The following is a 17,150-nucleotide window of genomic DNA, read 5'->3' on the forward strand; positions in this document are numbered from 1 at the left end:
TAGGCTGGTTCGAAATCAGGAGCCGAGACGCCAATGCCTGCGCTATCCGACCACCCGCGCCGCTACGAGCTTTCTAACGAGTTGCACGCGCGCCCGTTTCCTTTCGCGAATGCACCAGGGCGGGCGGCCTATCTCGCGATCCGCGCGGCGGGAGATGCCGCACGGCGCGATCGCGGGGCGGATCGTGCCCATCTTCTCGCGCTGCTCGATCGCTACGGCGGCGCGCATCCCGCGCCGGATGCCACGCATTTCATGGGAAAAATCGGGCCCTACCGGTTGAAGTGGGAAAGCCACACCGAATTTGTGACCTATACCATCTTTGCCGACAACGTTGCGGATCAGGCCTTTGACAAAGGTACCTTTGATCTCTTCCCCGAGGACTGGCTGGGTGAGGCGCCGGGGCAACGGATCACCTCGGCACTCATTCGTATTGAGCCTGTGGCAGACGAAGATGAGATGATCGCGCGGCTCGACAGCTGGTTTGAACGCGAAAGCCTCGCGGCGGCCCATGTTCTCGATGAGGCGTTGGTCGTGGCCTCGGATTTTCGAATTGATTCAGCCGGACACACGCGCTTCGCACTCTTCCCGCGCCCCGATACCGGCCCACGCCGGATCGGCAGGGTTGTGCAACGGCTGTGTGAGATCGAAACCTATAAAACGATGTCGATGCTGGGTCTGGTTCAGGCACGCAGGGTCGTGGGCGAGCTGGCGGAAATCGAGCTCGAGCTTTCCACGTTGATGACTTCAATGGCAGGGGACAGCAACGTTGCCGCCGATGACCTTCTGGAAGACATTCTGGGCCTCTCGATGCGAATCGAAACCCTTGTAACGCGGTCGAATTTCCGGTTCGGGGCGACAGGTGCCTACGAGGCGATCGTCACCCAACGGATCGAAGTTCTGCGCGAAACGCGATTTCGGGGCCGACAGCTGTTTAGTGAATTCATGATGCGCCGTTTCGATCCCGCGATGCGCACAGTAAAGGCGGCGGAACGCCAGTTGGGGAGCCTCGCCGAGCGTGCGGCACGGGCTGCCAATCTGTTGCGCACCAAAGTCGATGTGCAACGTCAGGTCCAGAACCAGTCGCTGCTTGCATCGATGGACAAACGCGCCGACTTACAGCTCCGCCTGCAGGAAACCGTTGAAGGTCTCTCGGTCGTGGCGATCAGCTATTATGCGGTGGGTTTGGCAGGCTACGTGCTCTACCCGCTGGCTGAACCCCTCGGCATTTCAAAGGGGCTCGCGCTGGCGGTTATCACTCCGCTGGTAGTCCTTGGGGTGTGGCTGTCGCTGCGGCGGTTGAAGAAGAGCCATCTCCGATAAAGCGCGCGGTGACGATCCCACCAACACCAATAGAGAAAATGGCGAGCAGAGCCGCAACCGACAGCGTCGGAACACCCGACAGGCCCGCCCCAACGGTGCAACCACCGGCCAGAACTCCGCCCACGCCCATGAGCACGGCACCGGATAGATAGCGACCGGTTTGTGCGGGGCTTTCAAAGCTCTGCCACGCAAAGCGGCCCGAAATAAGCGACAGCGCCAGCGCCCCGACCAAGACCCCACCGATCAATCCGGTGCCAAAGCCCGCAGGCACAGCGGTCGAAGCGACGCCCCAGAACAGGGTCTCTGCGGAGGGGAGGGTGAAGGAAAGGCTCTCGAACGCAATCGGGTCAAAGTCGTCATAGAGGACAAACCCCGTTCCGACCCATCCGGCCACGGCCACGAGGCCAATGAGGAGGCCGAGTGCAATGTCACGTTTGCTGGTGGTGTAGCGCCAGACCGCGAATGCGGCAACGGCGACCACGAGGGCCACCCAGATGACCGCCGGGCCTGGAAGAGCGGCCGAGCCGAGCGGCACCGTGACGCTACCAAGCGTGGTGCGAATTGGAGCCAACACGCCTTTCAGAGTGGCATGGGCGACAATTGCGAATGTCACGAGGACGAGAACGGCACGCAGGTTTCCCGAACCTGCCAGAACGGTCAGACGGGACACACACCCGCGTGTGAGCACCATGCCGGCACCGAACATCAGCCCGCCAAGCGCGATGGCGAGCCATGGAAGATCAGCGCTCAGGAACCGGTGGTCGTCAAACGAAATGAGTCCCCGCGAAACTGCGATTTGCACGCCAACGACAGCAGCGGCAAGTGCGGTGAGCCATACGGCTGCCGCAGACCCGCGTTCGCCCTTGGGTCCCGCGACAGCACGGCGAAAGCAGAAGCGCGTCACTTCGGCAAGCCCGCCAAAGGCGAGCCCGAGAATGAGGCCAAGCAGGATGGCAGCTTGACGGGGTTCAAGGTCGAGACCGAGCGACTCATACATGGGTTCTCTCCGTGCGTGGGAATTTATTCTCCATATCGGCCAAAATTGACGCAATCAAGCAATGAGGGCGGGGTGATATGGCTGAATGCAGGGAATTTGTTCTGATACTGAGCGTGTTCAGAACCGAAGTTCGCATCGACGGGCGCCAAAGCGGACAAGAGCGCCAAACAGGTGGCGCCCTTAACGCATTCGTCCCTAATTTCGTTTTGGGACCTAGCGGCCCCGAATACGCGGGTCCAAGGCGTCGCGAAGCCCGTCACCGATGTAGTTCACGGCCAGAACAGTCAGGGAAATCGCAAGACCGGGCCAGACGACCCGTTCGGGATACTGCTGGATCATATCCTTCGCATCGAACAACAGCCTTCCCCAGGTCGGATAATCCGGCGGAAACCCGAGGCCGAGAAAAGACAAAGAGCTTTCGGTGATAATCGCCGTTGCAATTCCGAGGGTGGCCGAGACCATGATCGGTGAAAGGATGTTGGGCAGGATGTGGCGCGACACCACTCTGCGCGACGGTGTCCCGATGGAGCGGGCGGCGAGCACATATTCGCGCTCTTTCAGGGCCAAAACATCGCCTCGCACAATACGGGCGGTCTGCATCCAGCTGGTGATGCCGATGACGAAAACGATGAGGGTAAAGATACCTGCCTCAAGGCCGAGAACCGCGCGCAGCGGGTCACGAAACAGCATGATGATGACCAGCAAAAGCGGCAGGAGCGGGAGCGCCAGAAACAGGTCCGTGAGGCGCATGAGCAAGCCGTCAAGACGTTTCCAATATCCTGCGATCACCCCGATGAACGTGCCCACGACGAGCGAGAGCCCCATCGCGGTCAGACCAACGGAAATCGAAACACGTCCCCCGGCAAGCATCCGTGCGAGGATGTCACGCCCGAGTTGGTCCGCGCCGAAGGGATGTGCCCAACTCGGCCCCTGATTGCGCGAGCGAATGTCGATATAGCCCGGGTCAAGCGTCCAAAGGAACGGACCGAGGTAAACGGCGGCCACGATGAAGACAAAGAATATGAGCCCCGCCATCGCGCCTTTATGCGTCTTGAATTGGTCCCACACGTCGAGCCATTGATTGCGCGGCTTCGTCGCGAGAACGCCAATGGCACCGTCGGGGAGTTCGGGTGTATCTACTGGATTAGTCATAGCGGATCCTCGGATCGAGCACACCGTAGAGGATGTCGGCGACCAGGTTGAACAGAACGATAAGGACGGCGAAGATAAAGGTCACGGTCTGAACCATCGGTGCGTCAGATGCGTAAATCGCAATGATCAGGAGTTGCCCGAGACCGTTCACCTGAAACACCTGCTCTGTGATAATCGCGCCGCCGAAAATGGTCGGAACGCCAAGGGCGATGACAGTTACCACGGGAATGAGAGAGTTGCGCACCACGTGCAACAGCACAACGACGCGCTCGGACATGCCCTTCGCGCGCGCGGTGCGCACGTAGTCCTGATTGAGGTTGTCGAGGGTGGATGCGCGCATGAACCGCGATACCTGCGCCGCGTTGTAGAGGGTCAGAACGAAGACGGGCATGGCCATCTGTCTGGCTTGATAAACGAAGCTGTCCCAATCCGTTACGCGGTGCGTGGTATCATAGATCGAGGGGAACCACCCGAGGATCACCGAAAACACCACGATCAGGAGAACGCCCGAGAAAAACGTCGGGATCGAAAAACCGATCATCGAGATGAATGTCCCGATCTGGTCAAACCAGGAGTATTGTTTGTAGGCCGAATAGATGCCGATCGGAACGGCGATCAGCGTGGCAAAGACGTAGGACAGGCCCACAACCCAGAGCGTTTGGGGCACGCGCTCCATCACCGTGTCCATCACCGGTGCGCGGTTCTGGAACGAAATCACGCGCTGCTTGCCCTCGGAGAAATCGGTGCCGAACCAATGATCCCACGCGACCTGCGGTTCCACGATGAAGAACTGTTTGAGCCACTGGAAGTAGCGCACATAGACGGGTTCACCGAGGCCCAAAGCCTCGCGCATGCGCTGTTTAACCTCGTCGGGCACAGTCAGAGGAATGGATGACATTGGATCGCCCGGCGCGAGGTCGAGCAACAGAAAGATCACCAAAGAGATGAACAGAAGCGTCGGGATCGCGAGCAACAGGCGTCGGATCGTATAGTTCAACATGGGCAGGCGCCTCGGGTCATATCTTTGTCAGGAAAAGGGTGGGCGCCCCTCGAAAGGAGCGCCCGAGAATGGATTACATATCCATGCGGTACCAGTCAGCGGCATTCCAAAGCTCGGAATCCCATGTGTTCAGCACCACACCACCAAGCGTGTTGGAGTGCGCAGAAACACGACCACGGTCAACCAGCGGGATGATGACATACTCTTGCATCAGCATGTCGTTCATCGCCTTGGCCAGACGCGCACGTTCGTTGATGTCGCCGGTCTTCGCCATTTCAGCGACGAGGGCGTCATACTCTTCGGAACAGAAGCGCGGCATGTTGTTGCCCTGCCACTGTGTTTCGGGACGTGGAGCCTGCGAACATTCCCAGTTTGCCATGTAGGCTTCTGGGTCTGTGCCATCGAAGTTGTTGGCGTACATTTCGAGATCGGCAAAGAACTTCTGGAAGGTGTCCGGGGATCCGGCATCACCGCCAAAGAACACCGACGCGTCGATGTTGCGAAGTTCGACTTCTACGCCGATTTCATTCCACCACTGTTTGATGATTGCCTGGAAATCCTGACGAACAGCGTTTGTGGAAGTCTGGTAGAGCACGGAAATGCGCACGCCGTCTTTCTCACGGATGCCATCAGCGCCGGGAACCCAGCCTGCTTCATCAAGAAGCGCTTTTGCGCCTTCGATGTCCTGCACGAGACAGGCATCGTTTGCGGTGGACGCGTAGATTGCCGGTGCGGGAAGCACGTTACAGGTCGCACGACCAGCAGCGCCGTAGCCGATCTCGACCAGCAGTTCGCGGTCAATCGCCATGGAAAGCGCTTTGCGAACAGCAATGTCGGACAGGAACGGGTGCGGGTGCGCAGCGGTTGCGCGCTCATCGCCCAGAGACGCGGATGGATCGGTCATGTTAACCATGATCCGCTCCACCAATGTGCCAAAGGAGGACACAACCTGACCTTTGCCAGCGGCTTCCATCGCGGCGAGCACGTCGGGTGCCAACTGCAGGTTCCATGCGTAGTCGAATTCGCCGGTTTCTAGAACCGAACGACCCGCAGCAGCAGCGTCACCGCCACCTTTGAGTGTCAGCGTCGCGAAAGCGGGCTTCGCAGGGTCGCGGTAGTTCGGGTTCGCGGACATCGAAGCCACGTCATTGGTCTTGAACTCGTCGACCTTGAACGGACCGGTGCCGATTGGGGCAAAGTTTTCGTCTGTGCACGACGCCATGGCTTCGCCCACGCAGTCAGCGAACTGTGCTTTCTGGATGATTGGAGCCTGCGCGCCGACAAACGGGCCGTAGGGGAATGGCTTTGGAACGCCAAAGGTGACCACAACGGTCAAATCGTCAGGTGTGTCGACCGACACGACGTCGTTGTATTTTTCGGACTGCGAACACCCGCCGCCTTCAGCGGTACAGTATTCCCACGTGAACGCCACGTCTGCGGAGGTCAGGGGCGTGCCATCGGACCAAAGCAGGCCTTCTTTGAGCTTCCACGTGATGGTGGTGAGATCTGCGGAAACGCCGCCATTTTCGACCGTTGGTACGCTTTCGGCGAGGAATGGAACCATGTTGCCGCCTTCGTCGTAGCGTGCGAGCGGTTCAAGCACCAGCGAGGCAGCTTCGAGTTCTTTGGTGCCGCCCGAAAGGTAGGGGTTCATGGTGGAGGCGGCTTGCCAGTAAATCACGTTTACATGGCCGTCCGCGCCCCGTTCGGCGAATGCAGCCGGGGCGAGAGCCCAAGCGGCAGCAGCGCCTAAAAGTGCTGTTCTGAATTTCATTTTTCAACTTCTCCTTGTTGGATTGCTCTTGTTTCCTCTGGTCCGGCGGCTTTTGCCGCTCTCTTAGCTGTTCGAATACAAATGGCAGGCCGTGCGATGCCCCGGCGTGATCTCGACCTCGGGCGGCTCTTCGCTGCGGCAGATGTCCATGACCTGCGGACAACGCGTGCAGAAATTGCAGCCATGCGGGGGATTGGAGGGCGAGGGGACATCACCTTGTAGAATAATGCGTTCCACCTTTTCCTCGATCCACGGATCGGGTTCGGGCACAGCGGACAAAAGCGCCTGCGTGTAGGGGTGTTTGGGGGCGCTGTAGAGCGTTTCGCGATCCGCAATCTCGACGATGCGGCCCAGATACATGACCGCCACGCGATCGGCGATGTGACGCACCATGCTCAGATCATGCGAGATAAAGAGATAGGTAAGGCCGAACTCCGCCTGAAGGTCTTCCAGTAGATTTACCACCTGCGCCTGGATGGATACATCGAGCGCGGCAATAGGTTCATCGCAAACGATAAATTTCGGGTTCAGCGCCAGCGCCCGGGCGATCCCGATCCGTTGACGTTGGCCACCGGAGAATTCATGCGGATACCGGTTCGCAAAGTCGCGGTTCAGGCCAACGGCGTCCATGAGTTCGAGAACTTTTTCACGCCGCTCCGGTTTGCCCATCGAGGTGTGTTCCTCAAGCGGTTCCCCGATGATATCGCGCACTTTCATGCGCGGATTGAGGCTCGCCTGCGGGTCCTGAAACACCATTTGCATGGTTGGACGCATCTTGCGCAGGTCAGGTTGTGGTTGGCTCGAAATGTCTATGCCGTCAATTTTGACTGCACCGTCTGTGATGTCATAGAGGCGCAGGATCGCGCGGCCCGCCGTGGATTTCCCGCAGCCGGACTCACCCACGAGGCCCAATGTTTCGCCCTCGTAGATATCAAAGCTGATCCCATCGACTGCCTTCACCTCGCCCACGCGCTGACGGAAAACACCTGCATGGATGGGGAAATGCATTTTGAGATTACGCACTTCAACGAGCGTACGTCCGGGTGTGATATCAAACATGGCGCGGGGTCCCCGTTTCAAAATCCCAGAAACAGGCAACATCATGCCCGTCACCCGCGTAGTAGCGTTGCGGGTTCTCGGTCAGGCACCGGTTGAACCGCGTCGGGCAGCGATCCGCAAAGGGGCAAATCGTCGGCTGGGCGGTCAGAATCGGCGGCTGACCTTCAATCGTGGACAGCCTCGGCTCACGTTCACCGCGTACACTGGGAACGGTTTTCAAAAGCGCGCGGGTGTAGGGGTGCTGCGGGTTTTTGAACAACTCACGCACCGGTGCGTGTTCGACGATCTGGCCGCCATACATCACCAGAACCCGATCCGCGATGCCCGCAATCACGCCCAGATCATGGGTGATCCAGATCACCGCCATCCCGAGTTTGGCGCGCAACTCATGCATCAACTCAATGATCTGCGCCTGAATGGTCACATCGAGTGCCGTGGTAGGTTCATCGGCGATCAATACTTCGGGGTCGCAGGCAAGCGCCATGGCAATCATCACCCGTTGACGCATGCCGCCGGAAAACTGGTGGGGATAGTCTTTCAATCGGCGATGGGCGTCGGGAATGCCCACCAGATCGAGCAGTTCTGCCGCACGTTTGCGCGCCTGAGGCTTTGAGAGCCCCATGTGCTTTCGCAGCGGCTCCATCAATTGGAAGCCAACCGTGAACACCGGATTGAGAGAGGTCATCGGGTCCTGAAAGACGAATCCGATCCGTGCCCCACGGATCGCACGAAGCTTGGCCTCCGAGGCGGTCAACAAATCCATGCCGCCGAAATCGACCGATGTGCCGGTGACGACCGCGGGCGGGGACGGGACGAGGCCAATCAGCGACATCATGGTCACGGACTTTCCCGACCCACTCTCCCCGACAACGCCCAAAAGTTCACCAGGAGCGAGCGAGAAAGAGACGGAATTCACGGCGTGAACGGCCCCGGACCGCGTTTTGAAAACGGTCTTGAGGTCCCGGACATGCAGTACGGGTGCGGCCCCATCGGCCATATAAGTACCCCCAGTTGATTGATTTTATTGTTTTTATTGTCACGGCGGCCGCTTACGCAGCGCCCAATTTCCAAAACGGTAACAGAGTCGCAAAATGCCGCAAGGCCTAACCTAGAGTTCAGCGCCGATTTTTTTATCAATCGATAAAAACTTGGACGCAAATGCTTGACCTTGCCTGCGGCCACGATAACGCTTGCGGGTGAAAAGGAGCTTCCCAAATGCCCGTAAAAAATCGCCTCGCCGAGATGCTGCCCGAAATCACCGAATGGCGTCACGACATCCACCAAAACCCGGAACTGATGTTCGAGGTTCATCGCACAGCGGCCAAAGTGGCCGACCTCCTGCGTGCCTTTGGATGCGATGAGGTCGTCGAGGGTATTGCGCAGACCGGCGTCGTTGGGGTGATCCGTGGGAAGACGAACACCTCGGGGCGCACCGTCGGGCTACGTGCGGATATGGATGCTCTGCCGATTCTGGAGGAAACAGACGCCCCCTACGCGTCGCTCAATCCCGGTGTGATGCACGCCTGCGGCCATGACGGGCATACTTCCATGCTTTTGGGGGCGGCAAAATACCTCGCAGAAACGCGCAATTTTGACGGCACAGCGGTGGTCATTTTCCAACCCGCCGAAGAGGGCGGTGGCGGAGGCCGCGTAATGTGTGAAGAGGGGATGATGGAGCGTTTTTCCATCGACGAAGTCTACGGCATGCACAATTGGCCCGGCTATCCGGTGGGCCAGTTTGCCATCCGTTCGGGCCCGTTTTTTGCAGCGACCGACGAATTCCAGATTACCGTCGAGGGCAAAGGCGGACACGCGGCCAAGCCGCACGAGGCGATCGATTCCACCGTCGTGGCTTCCCACATCGTGATCGCGCTTCAAACAATTGCCTCGCGCAACGTCGATCCGACCGAACAAGTGGTGGTTTCGGTCACCTCGTTTGAAACCTCGTCAAAGGCGCACAATGTTTTGCCCCAAAAGGTGACCCTCAAAGGTACCTGCCGGACCCTCAACGCGGACATCCGAAAGCTGGCGGAAAACCGGCTGACCGCAATCGCGACGGGCACGGCCAGCGCGTTCGGGGCACAGGCAAAGGTGGAATACCACCGTGGTTATCCGGCGATGGTCAATCACGAAACAGAAACCGGATATGCGATCGAGGCGGCGACGAAAATTTCGGGTAGCTGTGCGCCGAGCCCGCTCGTCATGGGCGGCGAAGATTTTGCCTATATGCTCGAAGAGCGGCCCGGCGCCTATATTCTGATTGGCAACGGCGACAGCGCACCTGTTCACCACCCCAAATTCAACTTTAATGACGAAGCCATTCCGGCCGGATCGTCGTGGTATGTTGAAATGGTTGAAAGTCGCCTCAGCGCCTAAGAGACTTAAGCGTTCTAGCCGCCGGTGTGAGACATATGTCGCGACACCTGCCCATCGGGCTTTTGACGCGAATAGTCGAAATCGTGGCCTTTGGGCTTATGCGCGATGGCGTCCTCAATCGCCCGGATGAGCGGTTGGTCGTCATCTGGCGAATTGCGCATGATGTCGCGCAGAGAGGCGTTGTCTTCCTGACCGAGGCACATGAATAGCTCGCCCGTACATGTGAGGCGCACGCGATTGCAGCTTTCGCAGAAGTTATGGGTCAGGGGCGTGATGAAGCCGATCTTCTGACCGGTTTCCTCAACCCGCACATAACGGGCAGGGCCGCCGGTCTGCTCGTCGAGATCGCTCAACGTGTACCGGCTCGCCAGTTCTTTGCGCAGATCGGACAACGCCCAATATTGCCCGACACGGTCCTCACCGCCCAGATCTCCCATCGGCATGACCTCGATCCAGGTGAGGTCCATGTCTTCACGCGCGCACCACTCGGCGAGTGTGAATAGCTCGTCTTCGTTGAAACCTTTGAGCGCAACGGTGTTGATTTTTACCCGCAAACCGGCACGGCGCGCGGCATCAATACCCGACAGCACCTTGTCCAGTTTACCCCACCGTGTGACCCGCTGGAATTTAGCCGGGTCGAGCGTATCCAGTGACACGTTGATGCGCCGCACGCCACAGGCCGCCAGATCAGCAGCAAAGCGGTCCAGCTGTGATCCGTTGGTCGTCACTGTGAGCTCTTTGAGCGCGCCGCTGTCGAGGTGGCGCGACATGGAACGCATGAACGTCATGATATCGCGCCGCACCAAAGGTTCGCCGCCGGTGATGCGGAGTTTTTGCACGCCGAGGCCGACGAAGGTCGAACACATCCGGTCGAGCTCTTCGAGAGACAGGAGTTCTTTTTTCGGCAGGAAAGTCATGTTTTCGGACATGCAGTAGACACAGCGAAAATCACATCGGTCCGTCACCGATACCCGCAGGTAGGTGATCGCGCGTTGAAACGGATCTACAAGGCGGGGCGTGTCTATCATGGGCACAACGTAAGGTGCTGGTAGGGGCGTGCCAATAGCTCAGCCGTCACTTTTGCGCGCGCTTACTACTCGCCGGATCATGCGTGCCCGTTTGAGGTCATGTTTGGCGAGGCTGCGCAGCCATGCGTCGGCACAACGCGAAACGTCTGTGTCTGGATCGGCCAGCGTAGACGTCAGCATCGGCAGGATGTCGTCGAGGGCGTTCACTTCCTGCGCGGAGGGGTTGGCGAGTTTTGCCAACGGGTGGCTCAATTGGAGCGCGGCACGGCGTTCCAGGCCACGCTCGGACGTGGACAGCTCGTACACGGTCTGCAAACGCGCCAAATCCACCATGATCCGCCGTCCACCTGCACTGGCGAGCGCGTCGACTTCCGCCCAGTTTCGGGCGTCCGCGATCCACGCCACGATTTGATCCCAAACCGCGCCATCCTCGGCAATTCGCGCCTGTGTGAGCAGTTTTGCGGCCATGATGCGGGCTTCGTGGCGGCCATTGGACCAAAGCGCGCGTGCGAGGTCGAGCCGCGCTGGGAAAGCGACTTCCTGCCGCCATGTCCGCGCGAGGTCTTCCAATGCAGCGGGCGCGACACCAAAGGGATCCACCGGGCCAAACCGCGTGGTCAAGTCGGCAGCCCGCGCAGGGTCGGCCAATGCCGTGAGCGCGGCGAGGGCGTCATCAAAGGTCATGAGAGTTTTCCTTCCAGCCCTGCCTTGATGGCGGGCCATTCTGGGGCGGTAATCGAATAGACCGCCGTGTCGCGGATCGTTTCGTTCGCCATCACCATATGCGCACGCAAAACACCATCCAATTGCGCCCCGAGACGTTCGATCGCACGTCGGCTTTGGGTGTTCAGGCGGTGGGTGCGAAATTCGACGGCGATGCAATCGAGCGCCTCAAACGCATGGGTAAGCAACAATAGCTTTGCCTGCGTATTCAGGGGGCCGCGTTGTACGGTTTTAGAAATCCACGTCGATCCGATTTCGACCCGCCGGTTTACTGCATCGACATTCATATAGGTCGTCATCCCGACAGGCGTGCCATCAGGCTGACAAATTGCAAAGGGGGTCATCGTGCCCTTTTCCTGCAGCCCGAGCCGGCGATCTATCTCAGCGCCCATTGCCTCTGGTGCCGGAATGGCGGTGTACCACAGCTTGTGCAGGTCCCCGACGGCGGCGGCCAAGGCCGGCGCGTGCTCACGGGTCAGCGGTTCAAGGCGAACGTGCGTGCCGCTCAAAATGACGGGGGCGGGCCAACTCATTCGACCGTCACGGACTTTGCAAGGTTGCGCGGTTGGTCGACGTCCGTGCCTTTTGCCACAGCGGTGTGATAGGCGATCAATTGGGCAGGGATCGCGTAAACAATCGGCGCGAGGAAGTCGGGGACTTCGGGCATTTGAACCGTGCGCCAAACGCCTTCCGATGCGATTTCCAACCCGACGCGGTCGGACACCAATAGCACCTTGCCGCCACGCGCCATGACTTCCTGCATGTTGGACACGGTCTTTTCGAACAGTGCATCATGAGGGGCAAAGACGATCACGGGCATATGCGCGTCGATGAGCGCGATAGGTCCGTGTTTCAGTTCGCCTGATGCATAAGCTTCGGCGTGTATATAGCTGATTTCTTTTAGTTTAAGAGCGCCTTCGTGGGCAATGGGATACATCTGCCCGCGCCCCAAGAACAGCACGTCGGTGGCCTCGCTGAGCGCTTGGCTCACTTCGTTCAGGGTTTCATCCAGATCAAGCGCGCGGGTCATGATGCCCGGCAAAGTGCGCAGCGACGTCAGGTGGTCGTCCAGTGCGGCATCGTTAATCGTACCGCGCGCCCGCGCTGCCTCCAACGCGAGAAGCGCGAGCACCGTCAGCTGACAGGAAAACGCCTTGGTCGATGCAACCCCGACCTCGACGCCGGCCAGAATGGGCAGGGCAACATCACTCTCACGGGCGATGGAGGATTCGGGGACGTTGACGACCGAAGCAATCGTTGCGGCCTTCCCCTTCATGTAGCGAAGTGCGGCCAGCGTATCGGCGGTTTCGCCCGACTGGCTGACAAAGATCGCCAAGGTGCGCGGTGAGACGGGCGGTTCGCGATAGCGAAATTCGGACGCCACATCGATTTCCACAGGCAGGCGCGCGACTTTCTCGAACCAGTATTTTGCAGCGAAACAGGCAAAATACGCGGTGCCGCAGGCCACCATCACCACCCGGTCATAGGCGGAAAAATCGAGCCCCGGATCAGGCAGGACAATTCTGCGCCCATCACCGGAGAGGTAGTAGGACAGGGCCTCGCCAATCACCGTTGGCTGCTCGGCAATTTCTTTGGCCATAAAGTGTTTGTGCCCGGCCTTTTCGATCCGCGCGGAGTCCAGCCGGATTTCGCGACGCTCGCGCTGAACCTGCGCACCGGTTTCGTCAAAAATCTCGACGGAGGTGCGGGTGACAACCGCGCGGTCGCCGTCCTCAAGGTAGGTGATCAGATGTGTCAGAGGGGCCAGAGCAATGGCGTCTGAACCCACGAACATCTCGCCATCCCCGTGCCCGATCGCGAGAGGCGGACCATGGCGCGCCGCAATCAGGAGATCGTCCTGACCGTCGAACAGAAAACACAGCGCAAATGCCCCTTCGAGTTCATTGATGGTCGCCATTGCGGCGTCGACATGGGACATGCCCGCGTCGAGATAGCTTTGCGCCAGCAGCGCGATGGTTTCAGTGTCGGTGTCGGTCGTGAATTGATAGCCGGCCGCAGTGACCTTTGCGCGCAATTCGCGGAAATTTTCGATAATGCCGTTATGGACCACCGCAACAGGCCCTGCTTTATGCGGGTGCGCGTTGGTTTCGGTTGGCGCGCCATGGGTTGCCCAGCGTGTGTGGCCGACGCCCGACTTTCCGGCGAGCGGTTCGTGCACGAGTTTGTCCGACAGGTTCACCAGTTTGCCCACGGCACGGCGGCGGTCGAGGTGACCGTCATGAATGGTGGCAATGCCCGCGCTGTCGTAGCCGCGATATTCGAGCCGTTTGAGCGCCTCGACCAAGAGTGGCGCAACTTCGTGCTGACCCAAAACACCTACGATTCCACACATCTTATTGCCCTTTCTTGGCGGCTTTGGCCGCTCTCAACCGCGCGAACATTCTTTCGGCGAGGCCTGGCTTGTTTAACTGTTTTGCGCGCGCGATGGCCAAGGCACCTGCCTCGACATCGCTCGTAATCACGGATCCACTTGCCGTCATCGCATTGTCGCCCACTGTCACCGGCGCAACCAGCATCGTGTTGGATCCGATAAAGGCATCGCGGCCAATGGTTGTGCGGTGTTTGAACACGCCGTCGTAGTTACACGTAATCGTCCCCGCCCCGACATTCGTGCGATCACCGATTTCCGCATCACCGATGTAGGTGAGGTGGTTGACCTTCGTGCCTTCGCCGATCAACGCGTTTTTGATTTCCACGAAATTGCCGATGTGGGCGTCATTCGAAATCTCGGCGCCCGGGCGCAGCCGCGCATAGGGTCCGACGGTCGCGCCCATAGAAACATGGCAGCCTTCCAAATGGGAGAACGCGCGAATGCGTGCGCCGCTTTCGATAGTGACGCCGGGGCCAAAGACCACATTGGGTTCAATCACGGCGTCGCGCCCCAGTAGCGTGTCGAGCGAGAAAAACACCGTATCGGGTGAGGTGAGGGTTACACCGTTTTCAAGCGCCTCGGCGCGCTTCAGCGACTGGAAAATCGCTTCCGCGCGCGCCAGTTCCGCGCGCGTGTTCACGCCCAATGTCTCGGCTTCGTCGCAGGTGACGGCAGTCGCGGTTTTACCGTTCTCCCATGCAAGCGCGACGAGATCGGGCAGGTAGTACTCGCTCGCTGCATTGTCATTGCCGATCTTGTCGATAAGCGCAAAAATCGTTTCCGCATCGCAGCACACCACGCCGGAATTGCAAAACGTGATGGCCCGCTCTGCTTCGGACGCGTCTTTGAACTCGACGATCCGCGCGAGTTTTTCGCCCTCCATCACCAAGCGGCCATAGCGGGCGGGGTCGGCGGCCTCAAACCCGAGGAACACGATATCCGAGATCTCGCGGGCGGCCTTCATATTTTCGAGCGTTCCGCCAGTGATAAACGGTGTGTCGCCATAAAGGACGAAGACATCGCCTTCAAAGCCGCTCAGGGCATCACGCGCCTGAGCAACTGCATGGGCGGTTCCGAGCTGTTCTTCCTGCCGGACCGTGATGATGTCGGGATCAAATGCCTGTGCCTGCGCGGCCACTGCGTCCCCGCCATGGCCGACCACAACAACCGTGCGAGAGGGCTCAAGAGTACCACCCGCGACGAGCGCATGCGCAAATAGCGGCGCATTTCCAAGCGGGTGGAGCACTTTGGGCAGGTCGGAGTTCATGCGGGTGCCTTGCCCCGCGGCGAGTAGGATGAGCGCGTTGGCCATATGTCGTCCCGATCTGCTCTTTTCTTTGTTCGACTGCCGTTTTACCCATGTAGCGAGGCGCGGCAAGGCTTGTCGTGTCACTTATTCTGACGACAGGTTACATCTGTCGACACGGCGTTGCCAGCGGACAGGGATAGCATTCATGCGGACGGTTATATTCGATCTTGACGGAACGCTGGCGGATACCTCCGCGGATTTGATCGCGGCGGCCAACAGTTGCTTTCGCGATCTCGGCTATGGAGTGGTGCTCGATCCGGTGGCCGATGCGCGCACCGCCTTTCGGGGTGGCAAGGCGATGTTGCGTCTCGGGTTTTCGCGCGTGTTGGCGGGGTATAACGACGCCGATGTGGATGCCCAGTATCAGCCGTTCATCGACGCCTATGCGGAATCCATCGACGTTCACACGCGTCTTTATGACGGCGCGGCGGAGGCGATAGACGGCCTGCGGACGGCAGGCTATGCGGTCGGTATCTGCACAAACAAACCCGAAAGCCTCGCCGACCGGTTGTTGGTATCACTCGGTGTGCGCGACATGTTCGGATCCATGATTGGGGCGAAAACGGTTGGCGTGAGCAAACCCGATCCGAAACCCTACATCGCAGCCGTCGAAGAAGCCGGCGGCACCCTGTCACAAAGCTATCTGGTCGGGGACACAGAAACCGATCGCGCGACCGCGCGGGCCGCGGGAGTGTCCTGTGCCTTGGTCACATTCGGGCCTGATGGGGAGGGTGTGAAATCGCTCGAACCTGAGGCATTGCTGCATTCTTACGCATTCCTGTCGCAGGTTACGGCGGAGCTGATCGGATGAGCGAAGAAATCTTCACCGGCAATTTTACCCAGCAGGAGCCGATCCCGGATCGCGCCATCGAGCGCGCGGTAGAGGTGCTCCGGACGGGTCGGTTGCATCGCTATAACGTCTTGCCCGGTGAAAAAGGCGACGTCGCTCTCCTCGAAGAAGAATTTGCGGCCTTTACCGGTGCCAAATACTGCCTCGCTGTGGCCTCTGGCGGCTATGCGCTCGGCTGTGCTCTGCGCGCGCTGGGCGTGGGGGCAGGGGATAAGGTGCTGACCAATGCTTTCACCCTCGCGCCGGTGCCGGGCGCGATTGCCGCGCTCGGGGCGGAACCGGTTTTTGTCGGCGTCACAGAAGACCTGACCATCGATCTTGACGACCTGTCGGTAAAGATCGCCGAGAGCGGCGCAAAGGTCCTGATGCTCAGCCACATGCGCGGGCATATCGTGGACATGGATGCGCTTATGTATCTGTGTACGGGGTCCGGCGTCGAGGTTATCGAAGATTGCGCACACACCATGGGGGCAGCATGGGGCGGCGTGCCATCGGGGCGCCATGGCAGCATCGGTTGTTTTTCAACACAGACCTACAAACACATCAATTCCGGTGAAGGCGGGCTGCTGATCACCGATGACGAAGATGTCGCGGCCAGAGCAGTGCTTTTGTCGGGTTCGTATATGCTTTTCGACCGCCATAGCGCCGCACCGGGGCCGGACGTGTTCGAAAAGGTCAAATATGACACGCCCAATGTTTCGGGACGCATGGACAATCTGCGTGCCGCAATCCTGCGTGTGCAGCTCGAAAACCTCTCTACGCAGGTCGACAAATGGAACGCGCGCTATCGTGTCGTGGAGGAGGGGTTAGCGGGCACAACAGGGCTCACACTGACGCGCCGAGGCAACGCGGAAACCTTCGTCGGATCGTCGATCCAGTTTTTGTTGCTCGACTGGCCCGACGCAGAAATCGAAGGTGTCGTGGCGCGGTGCGCAAAGCGCGGGGTGGAGTTGAAATGGTTCGGCGCGCCCGAGCCCGTGGCCTTCACATCGCGCTATGACAGTTGGCGCTACGCAAAGCCGCAGCCGCTGCCCGACAGCGACCGTGTGTTGCGCGCCATCGTGGACATGCGGTTGCCTCTGACCTTTAGTCTGGAGGATTGCGCAAAGATTGCGAGGATCATTCGCGACGAAGTTTTGCGCCGAACCCCGCAGTAGGACGTTCCGACGG

General features: G+C 59.5%; 15 protein-coding genes. 4 read left to right on the plus strand and 11 right to left on the minus strand.

What is annotated here, in order from left to right:
• Window positions 1-33 precede the first annotated feature (33 nt).
• Window positions 34-1,320, plus strand: coding sequence for a DUF3422 family protein (locus tag ABD815_RS10595; RefSeq protein WP_344847061.1), 1,287 nt, complete (start codon window positions 34-36; stop codon window positions 1,318-1,320).
• On the opposite strand, the gene ABD815_RS10600 is transcribed toward ABD815_RS10595, so the two are convergent.
• The 6 genes from ABD815_RS10600 to ABD815_RS10625 all read right to left on the minus strand — a co-directional run bounded on the left by ABD815_RS10600 (window position 1,253) and on the right by ABD815_RS10625 (window position 8,299).
• Window positions 1,253-2,317: a YeeE/YedE family protein gene (locus ABD815_RS10600; protein ID WP_344847062.1), complete on the minus strand. Its 1,065-nt coding sequence runs from the start codon at window positions 2,315-2,317 to the stop codon at window positions 1,253-1,255. The genes ABD815_RS10595 and ABD815_RS10600 overlap by 68 nt on opposite strands.
• 213 nt (window positions 2,318-2,530) lie before the next feature.
• Window positions 2,531-3,469 carry an ABC transporter permease gene (locus ABD815_RS10605; RefSeq protein WP_344847063.1) on the minus strand — a complete coding sequence of 313 codons (939 nt, stop codon included), beginning with the start codon at window positions 3,467-3,469 and terminating at the stop codon, window positions 2,531-2,533.
• The gene (locus ABD815_RS10610) at window positions 3,462-4,469 is read right to left on the minus strand and encodes an ABC transporter permease (RefSeq protein ID WP_344847064.1); all 1,008 of its coding nucleotides are present in this window, start codon (window positions 4,467-4,469) and stop codon (window positions 3,462-3,464) included. Before ABD815_RS10610 ends, ABD815_RS10605 begins: the two co-directional genes overlap by 8 nt.
• A gap of 73 nt (window positions 4,470-4,542) precedes the next feature.
• Window positions 4,543-6,243 (minus strand): peptide ABC transporter substrate-binding protein, encoded by a 1,701-nt coding sequence (locus ABD815_RS10615; protein WP_344847065.1) that lies wholly within the window; start codon window positions 6,241-6,243, stop codon window positions 4,543-4,545.
• 63 nt (window positions 6,244-6,306) lie between these two features.
• The gene (locus tag ABD815_RS10620) at window positions 6,307-7,302 is read right to left on the minus strand and encodes an ABC transporter ATP-binding protein (protein ID WP_344847066.1); all 996 of its coding nucleotides are present in this window, start codon (window positions 7,300-7,302) and stop codon (window positions 6,307-6,309) included.
• The gene (locus ABD815_RS10625; RefSeq protein ID WP_344847067.1) at window positions 7,295-8,299 is read right to left on the minus strand and encodes an ABC transporter ATP-binding protein; all 1,005 of its coding nucleotides are present in this window, start codon (window positions 8,297-8,299) and stop codon (window positions 7,295-7,297) included. Before ABD815_RS10625 ends, ABD815_RS10620 begins: the two co-directional genes overlap by 8 nt.
• A gap of 218 nt (window positions 8,300-8,517) precedes the next feature.
• Here ABD815_RS10625 and ABD815_RS10630 point away from each other — a divergent pair, with 218 nt between their 5' ends.
• Window positions 8,518-9,678 (plus strand): M20 aminoacylase family protein, encoded by a 1,161-nt coding sequence (locus tag ABD815_RS10630; protein ID WP_344847068.1) that lies wholly within the window; start codon window positions 8,518-8,520, stop codon window positions 9,676-9,678.
• Between the two features lie 14 nt (window positions 9,679-9,692).
• On the opposite strand, the gene moaA is transcribed toward ABD815_RS10630, so the two are convergent.
• Genes moaA through glmU form a run of 5 tightly spaced genes read right to left on the minus strand, consistent with a single transcriptional unit; the run spans window position 9,693 to window position 15,133 of the window.
• Entirely contained in the window at window positions 9,693-10,706 is a 1,014-nt protein-coding gene (moaA, locus tag ABD815_RS10635) for a GTP 3',8-cyclase MoaA (RefSeq protein WP_344847069.1), read from the minus strand.
• 39 nt (window positions 10,707-10,745) lie between these two features.
• A complete protein-coding gene (locus ABD815_RS10640) occupies window positions 10,746-11,390 on the minus strand; it encodes a DNA alkylation repair protein (RefSeq protein ID WP_344847070.1) in 645 nt (214 codons plus the stop codon).
• The gene (locus tag ABD815_RS10645; RefSeq protein WP_344847071.1) at window positions 11,387-11,962 is read right to left on the minus strand and encodes a GNAT family N-acetyltransferase; all 576 of its coding nucleotides are present in this window, start codon (window positions 11,960-11,962) and stop codon (window positions 11,387-11,389) included. The genes ABD815_RS10640 and ABD815_RS10645 overlap by 4 nt, the downstream gene beginning before the upstream one ends.
• A complete protein-coding gene (glmS, locus tag ABD815_RS10650; protein WP_344847072.1) occupies window positions 11,959-13,782 on the minus strand; it encodes a glutamine--fructose-6-phosphate transaminase (isomerizing) in 1,824 nt (607 codons plus the stop codon). The genes ABD815_RS10645 and glmS overlap by 4 nt, the downstream gene beginning before the upstream one ends.
• Before the next feature lies 1 nt (window position 13,783).
• Entirely contained in the window at window positions 13,784-15,133 is a 1,350-nt protein-coding gene (glmU, locus tag ABD815_RS10655; RefSeq protein ID WP_344847073.1) for a bifunctional UDP-N-acetylglucosamine diphosphorylase/glucosamine-1-phosphate N-acetyltransferase GlmU, read from the minus strand.
• Between the two features lie 142 nt (window positions 15,134-15,275).
• Between glmU and ABD815_RS10660 the strand changes: the two genes are divergently transcribed.
• A complete protein-coding gene (locus ABD815_RS10660; RefSeq protein ID WP_344847074.1) occupies window positions 15,276-15,941 on the plus strand; it encodes an HAD-IA family hydrolase in 666 nt (221 codons plus the stop codon).
• Entirely contained in the window at window positions 15,938-17,137 is a 1,200-nt protein-coding gene (locus ABD815_RS10665) for a DegT/DnrJ/EryC1/StrS family aminotransferase (protein WP_344847075.1), read from the plus strand. Before ABD815_RS10660 ends, ABD815_RS10665 begins: the two co-directional genes overlap by 4 nt.
• Window positions 17,138-17,150: the final 13 nt, after the last annotated feature.

This window comes from Celeribacter arenosi (genome assembly GCF_039539485.1).
Classification (GTDB): Bacteria; Pseudomonadota; Alphaproteobacteria; order Rhodobacterales; family Rhodobacteraceae; genus Celeribacter; species Celeribacter arenosi.

What these genes read in the sequence shown, in the direction of transcription:
- glmU (WP_344847073.1), bottom strand. Translation starts at nt 15,133, where the DNA reads ATGGCCAACGCGCTCATCCTACTCGCCGCGGGGCAAGGCACCCGCATG.
- glmS (WP_344847072.1), bottom strand. Translation starts at nt 13,782, where the DNA reads ATGTGTGGAATCGTAGGTGTTTTGGGTCAGCACGAAGTTGCGCCACTC.
- ABD815_RS10595 (WP_344847061.1), top strand. Translation starts at nt 34, where the DNA reads ATGCCTGCGCTATCCGACCACCCGCGCCGCTACGAGCTTTCTAACGAG.
- ABD815_RS10605 (WP_344847063.1), bottom strand. Translation starts at nt 3,469, where the DNA reads ATGACTAATCCAGTAGATACACCCGAACTCCCCGACGGTGCCATTGGC.
- ABD815_RS10600 (WP_344847062.1), bottom strand. Translation starts at nt 2,317, where the DNA reads ATGTATGAGTCGCTCGGTCTCGACCTTGAACCCCGTCAAGCTGCCATC.
- ABD815_RS10665 (WP_344847075.1), top strand. Translation starts at nt 15,938, where the DNA reads ATGAGCGAAGAAATCTTCACCGGCAATTTTACCCAGCAGGAGCCGATC.
- ABD815_RS10640 (WP_344847070.1), bottom strand. Translation starts at nt 11,390, where the DNA reads ATGACCTTTGATGACGCCCTCGCCGCGCTCACGGCATTGGCCGACCCT.
- ABD815_RS10630 (WP_344847068.1), top strand. Translation starts at nt 8,518, where the DNA reads ATGCCCGTAAAAAATCGCCTCGCCGAGATGCTGCCCGAAATCACCGAA.
- moaA (WP_344847069.1), bottom strand. Translation starts at nt 10,706, where the DNA reads ATGATAGACACGCCCCGCCTTGTAGATCCGTTTCAACGCGCGATCACC.
- ABD815_RS10660 (WP_344847074.1), top strand. Translation starts at nt 15,276, where the DNA reads ATGCGGACGGTTATATTCGATCTTGACGGAACGCTGGCGGATACCTCC.
- ABD815_RS10615 (WP_344847065.1), bottom strand. Translation starts at nt 6,243, where the DNA reads ATGAAATTCAGAACAGCACTTTTAGGCGCTGCTGCCGCTTGGGCTCTC.
- ABD815_RS10625 (WP_344847067.1), bottom strand. Translation starts at nt 8,299, where the DNA reads ATGGCCGATGGGGCCGCACCCGTACTGCATGTCCGGGACCTCAAGACC.
- ABD815_RS10620 (WP_344847066.1), bottom strand. Translation starts at nt 7,302, where the DNA reads ATGTTTGATATCACACCCGGACGTACGCTCGTTGAAGTGCGTAATCTC.
- ABD815_RS10610 (WP_344847064.1), bottom strand. Translation starts at nt 4,469, where the DNA reads ATGTTGAACTATACGATCCGACGCCTGTTGCTCGCGATCCCGACGCTT.
- ABD815_RS10645 (WP_344847071.1), bottom strand. Translation starts at nt 11,962, where the DNA reads ATGAGTTGGCCCGCCCCCGTCATTTTGAGCGGCACGCACGTTCGCCTT.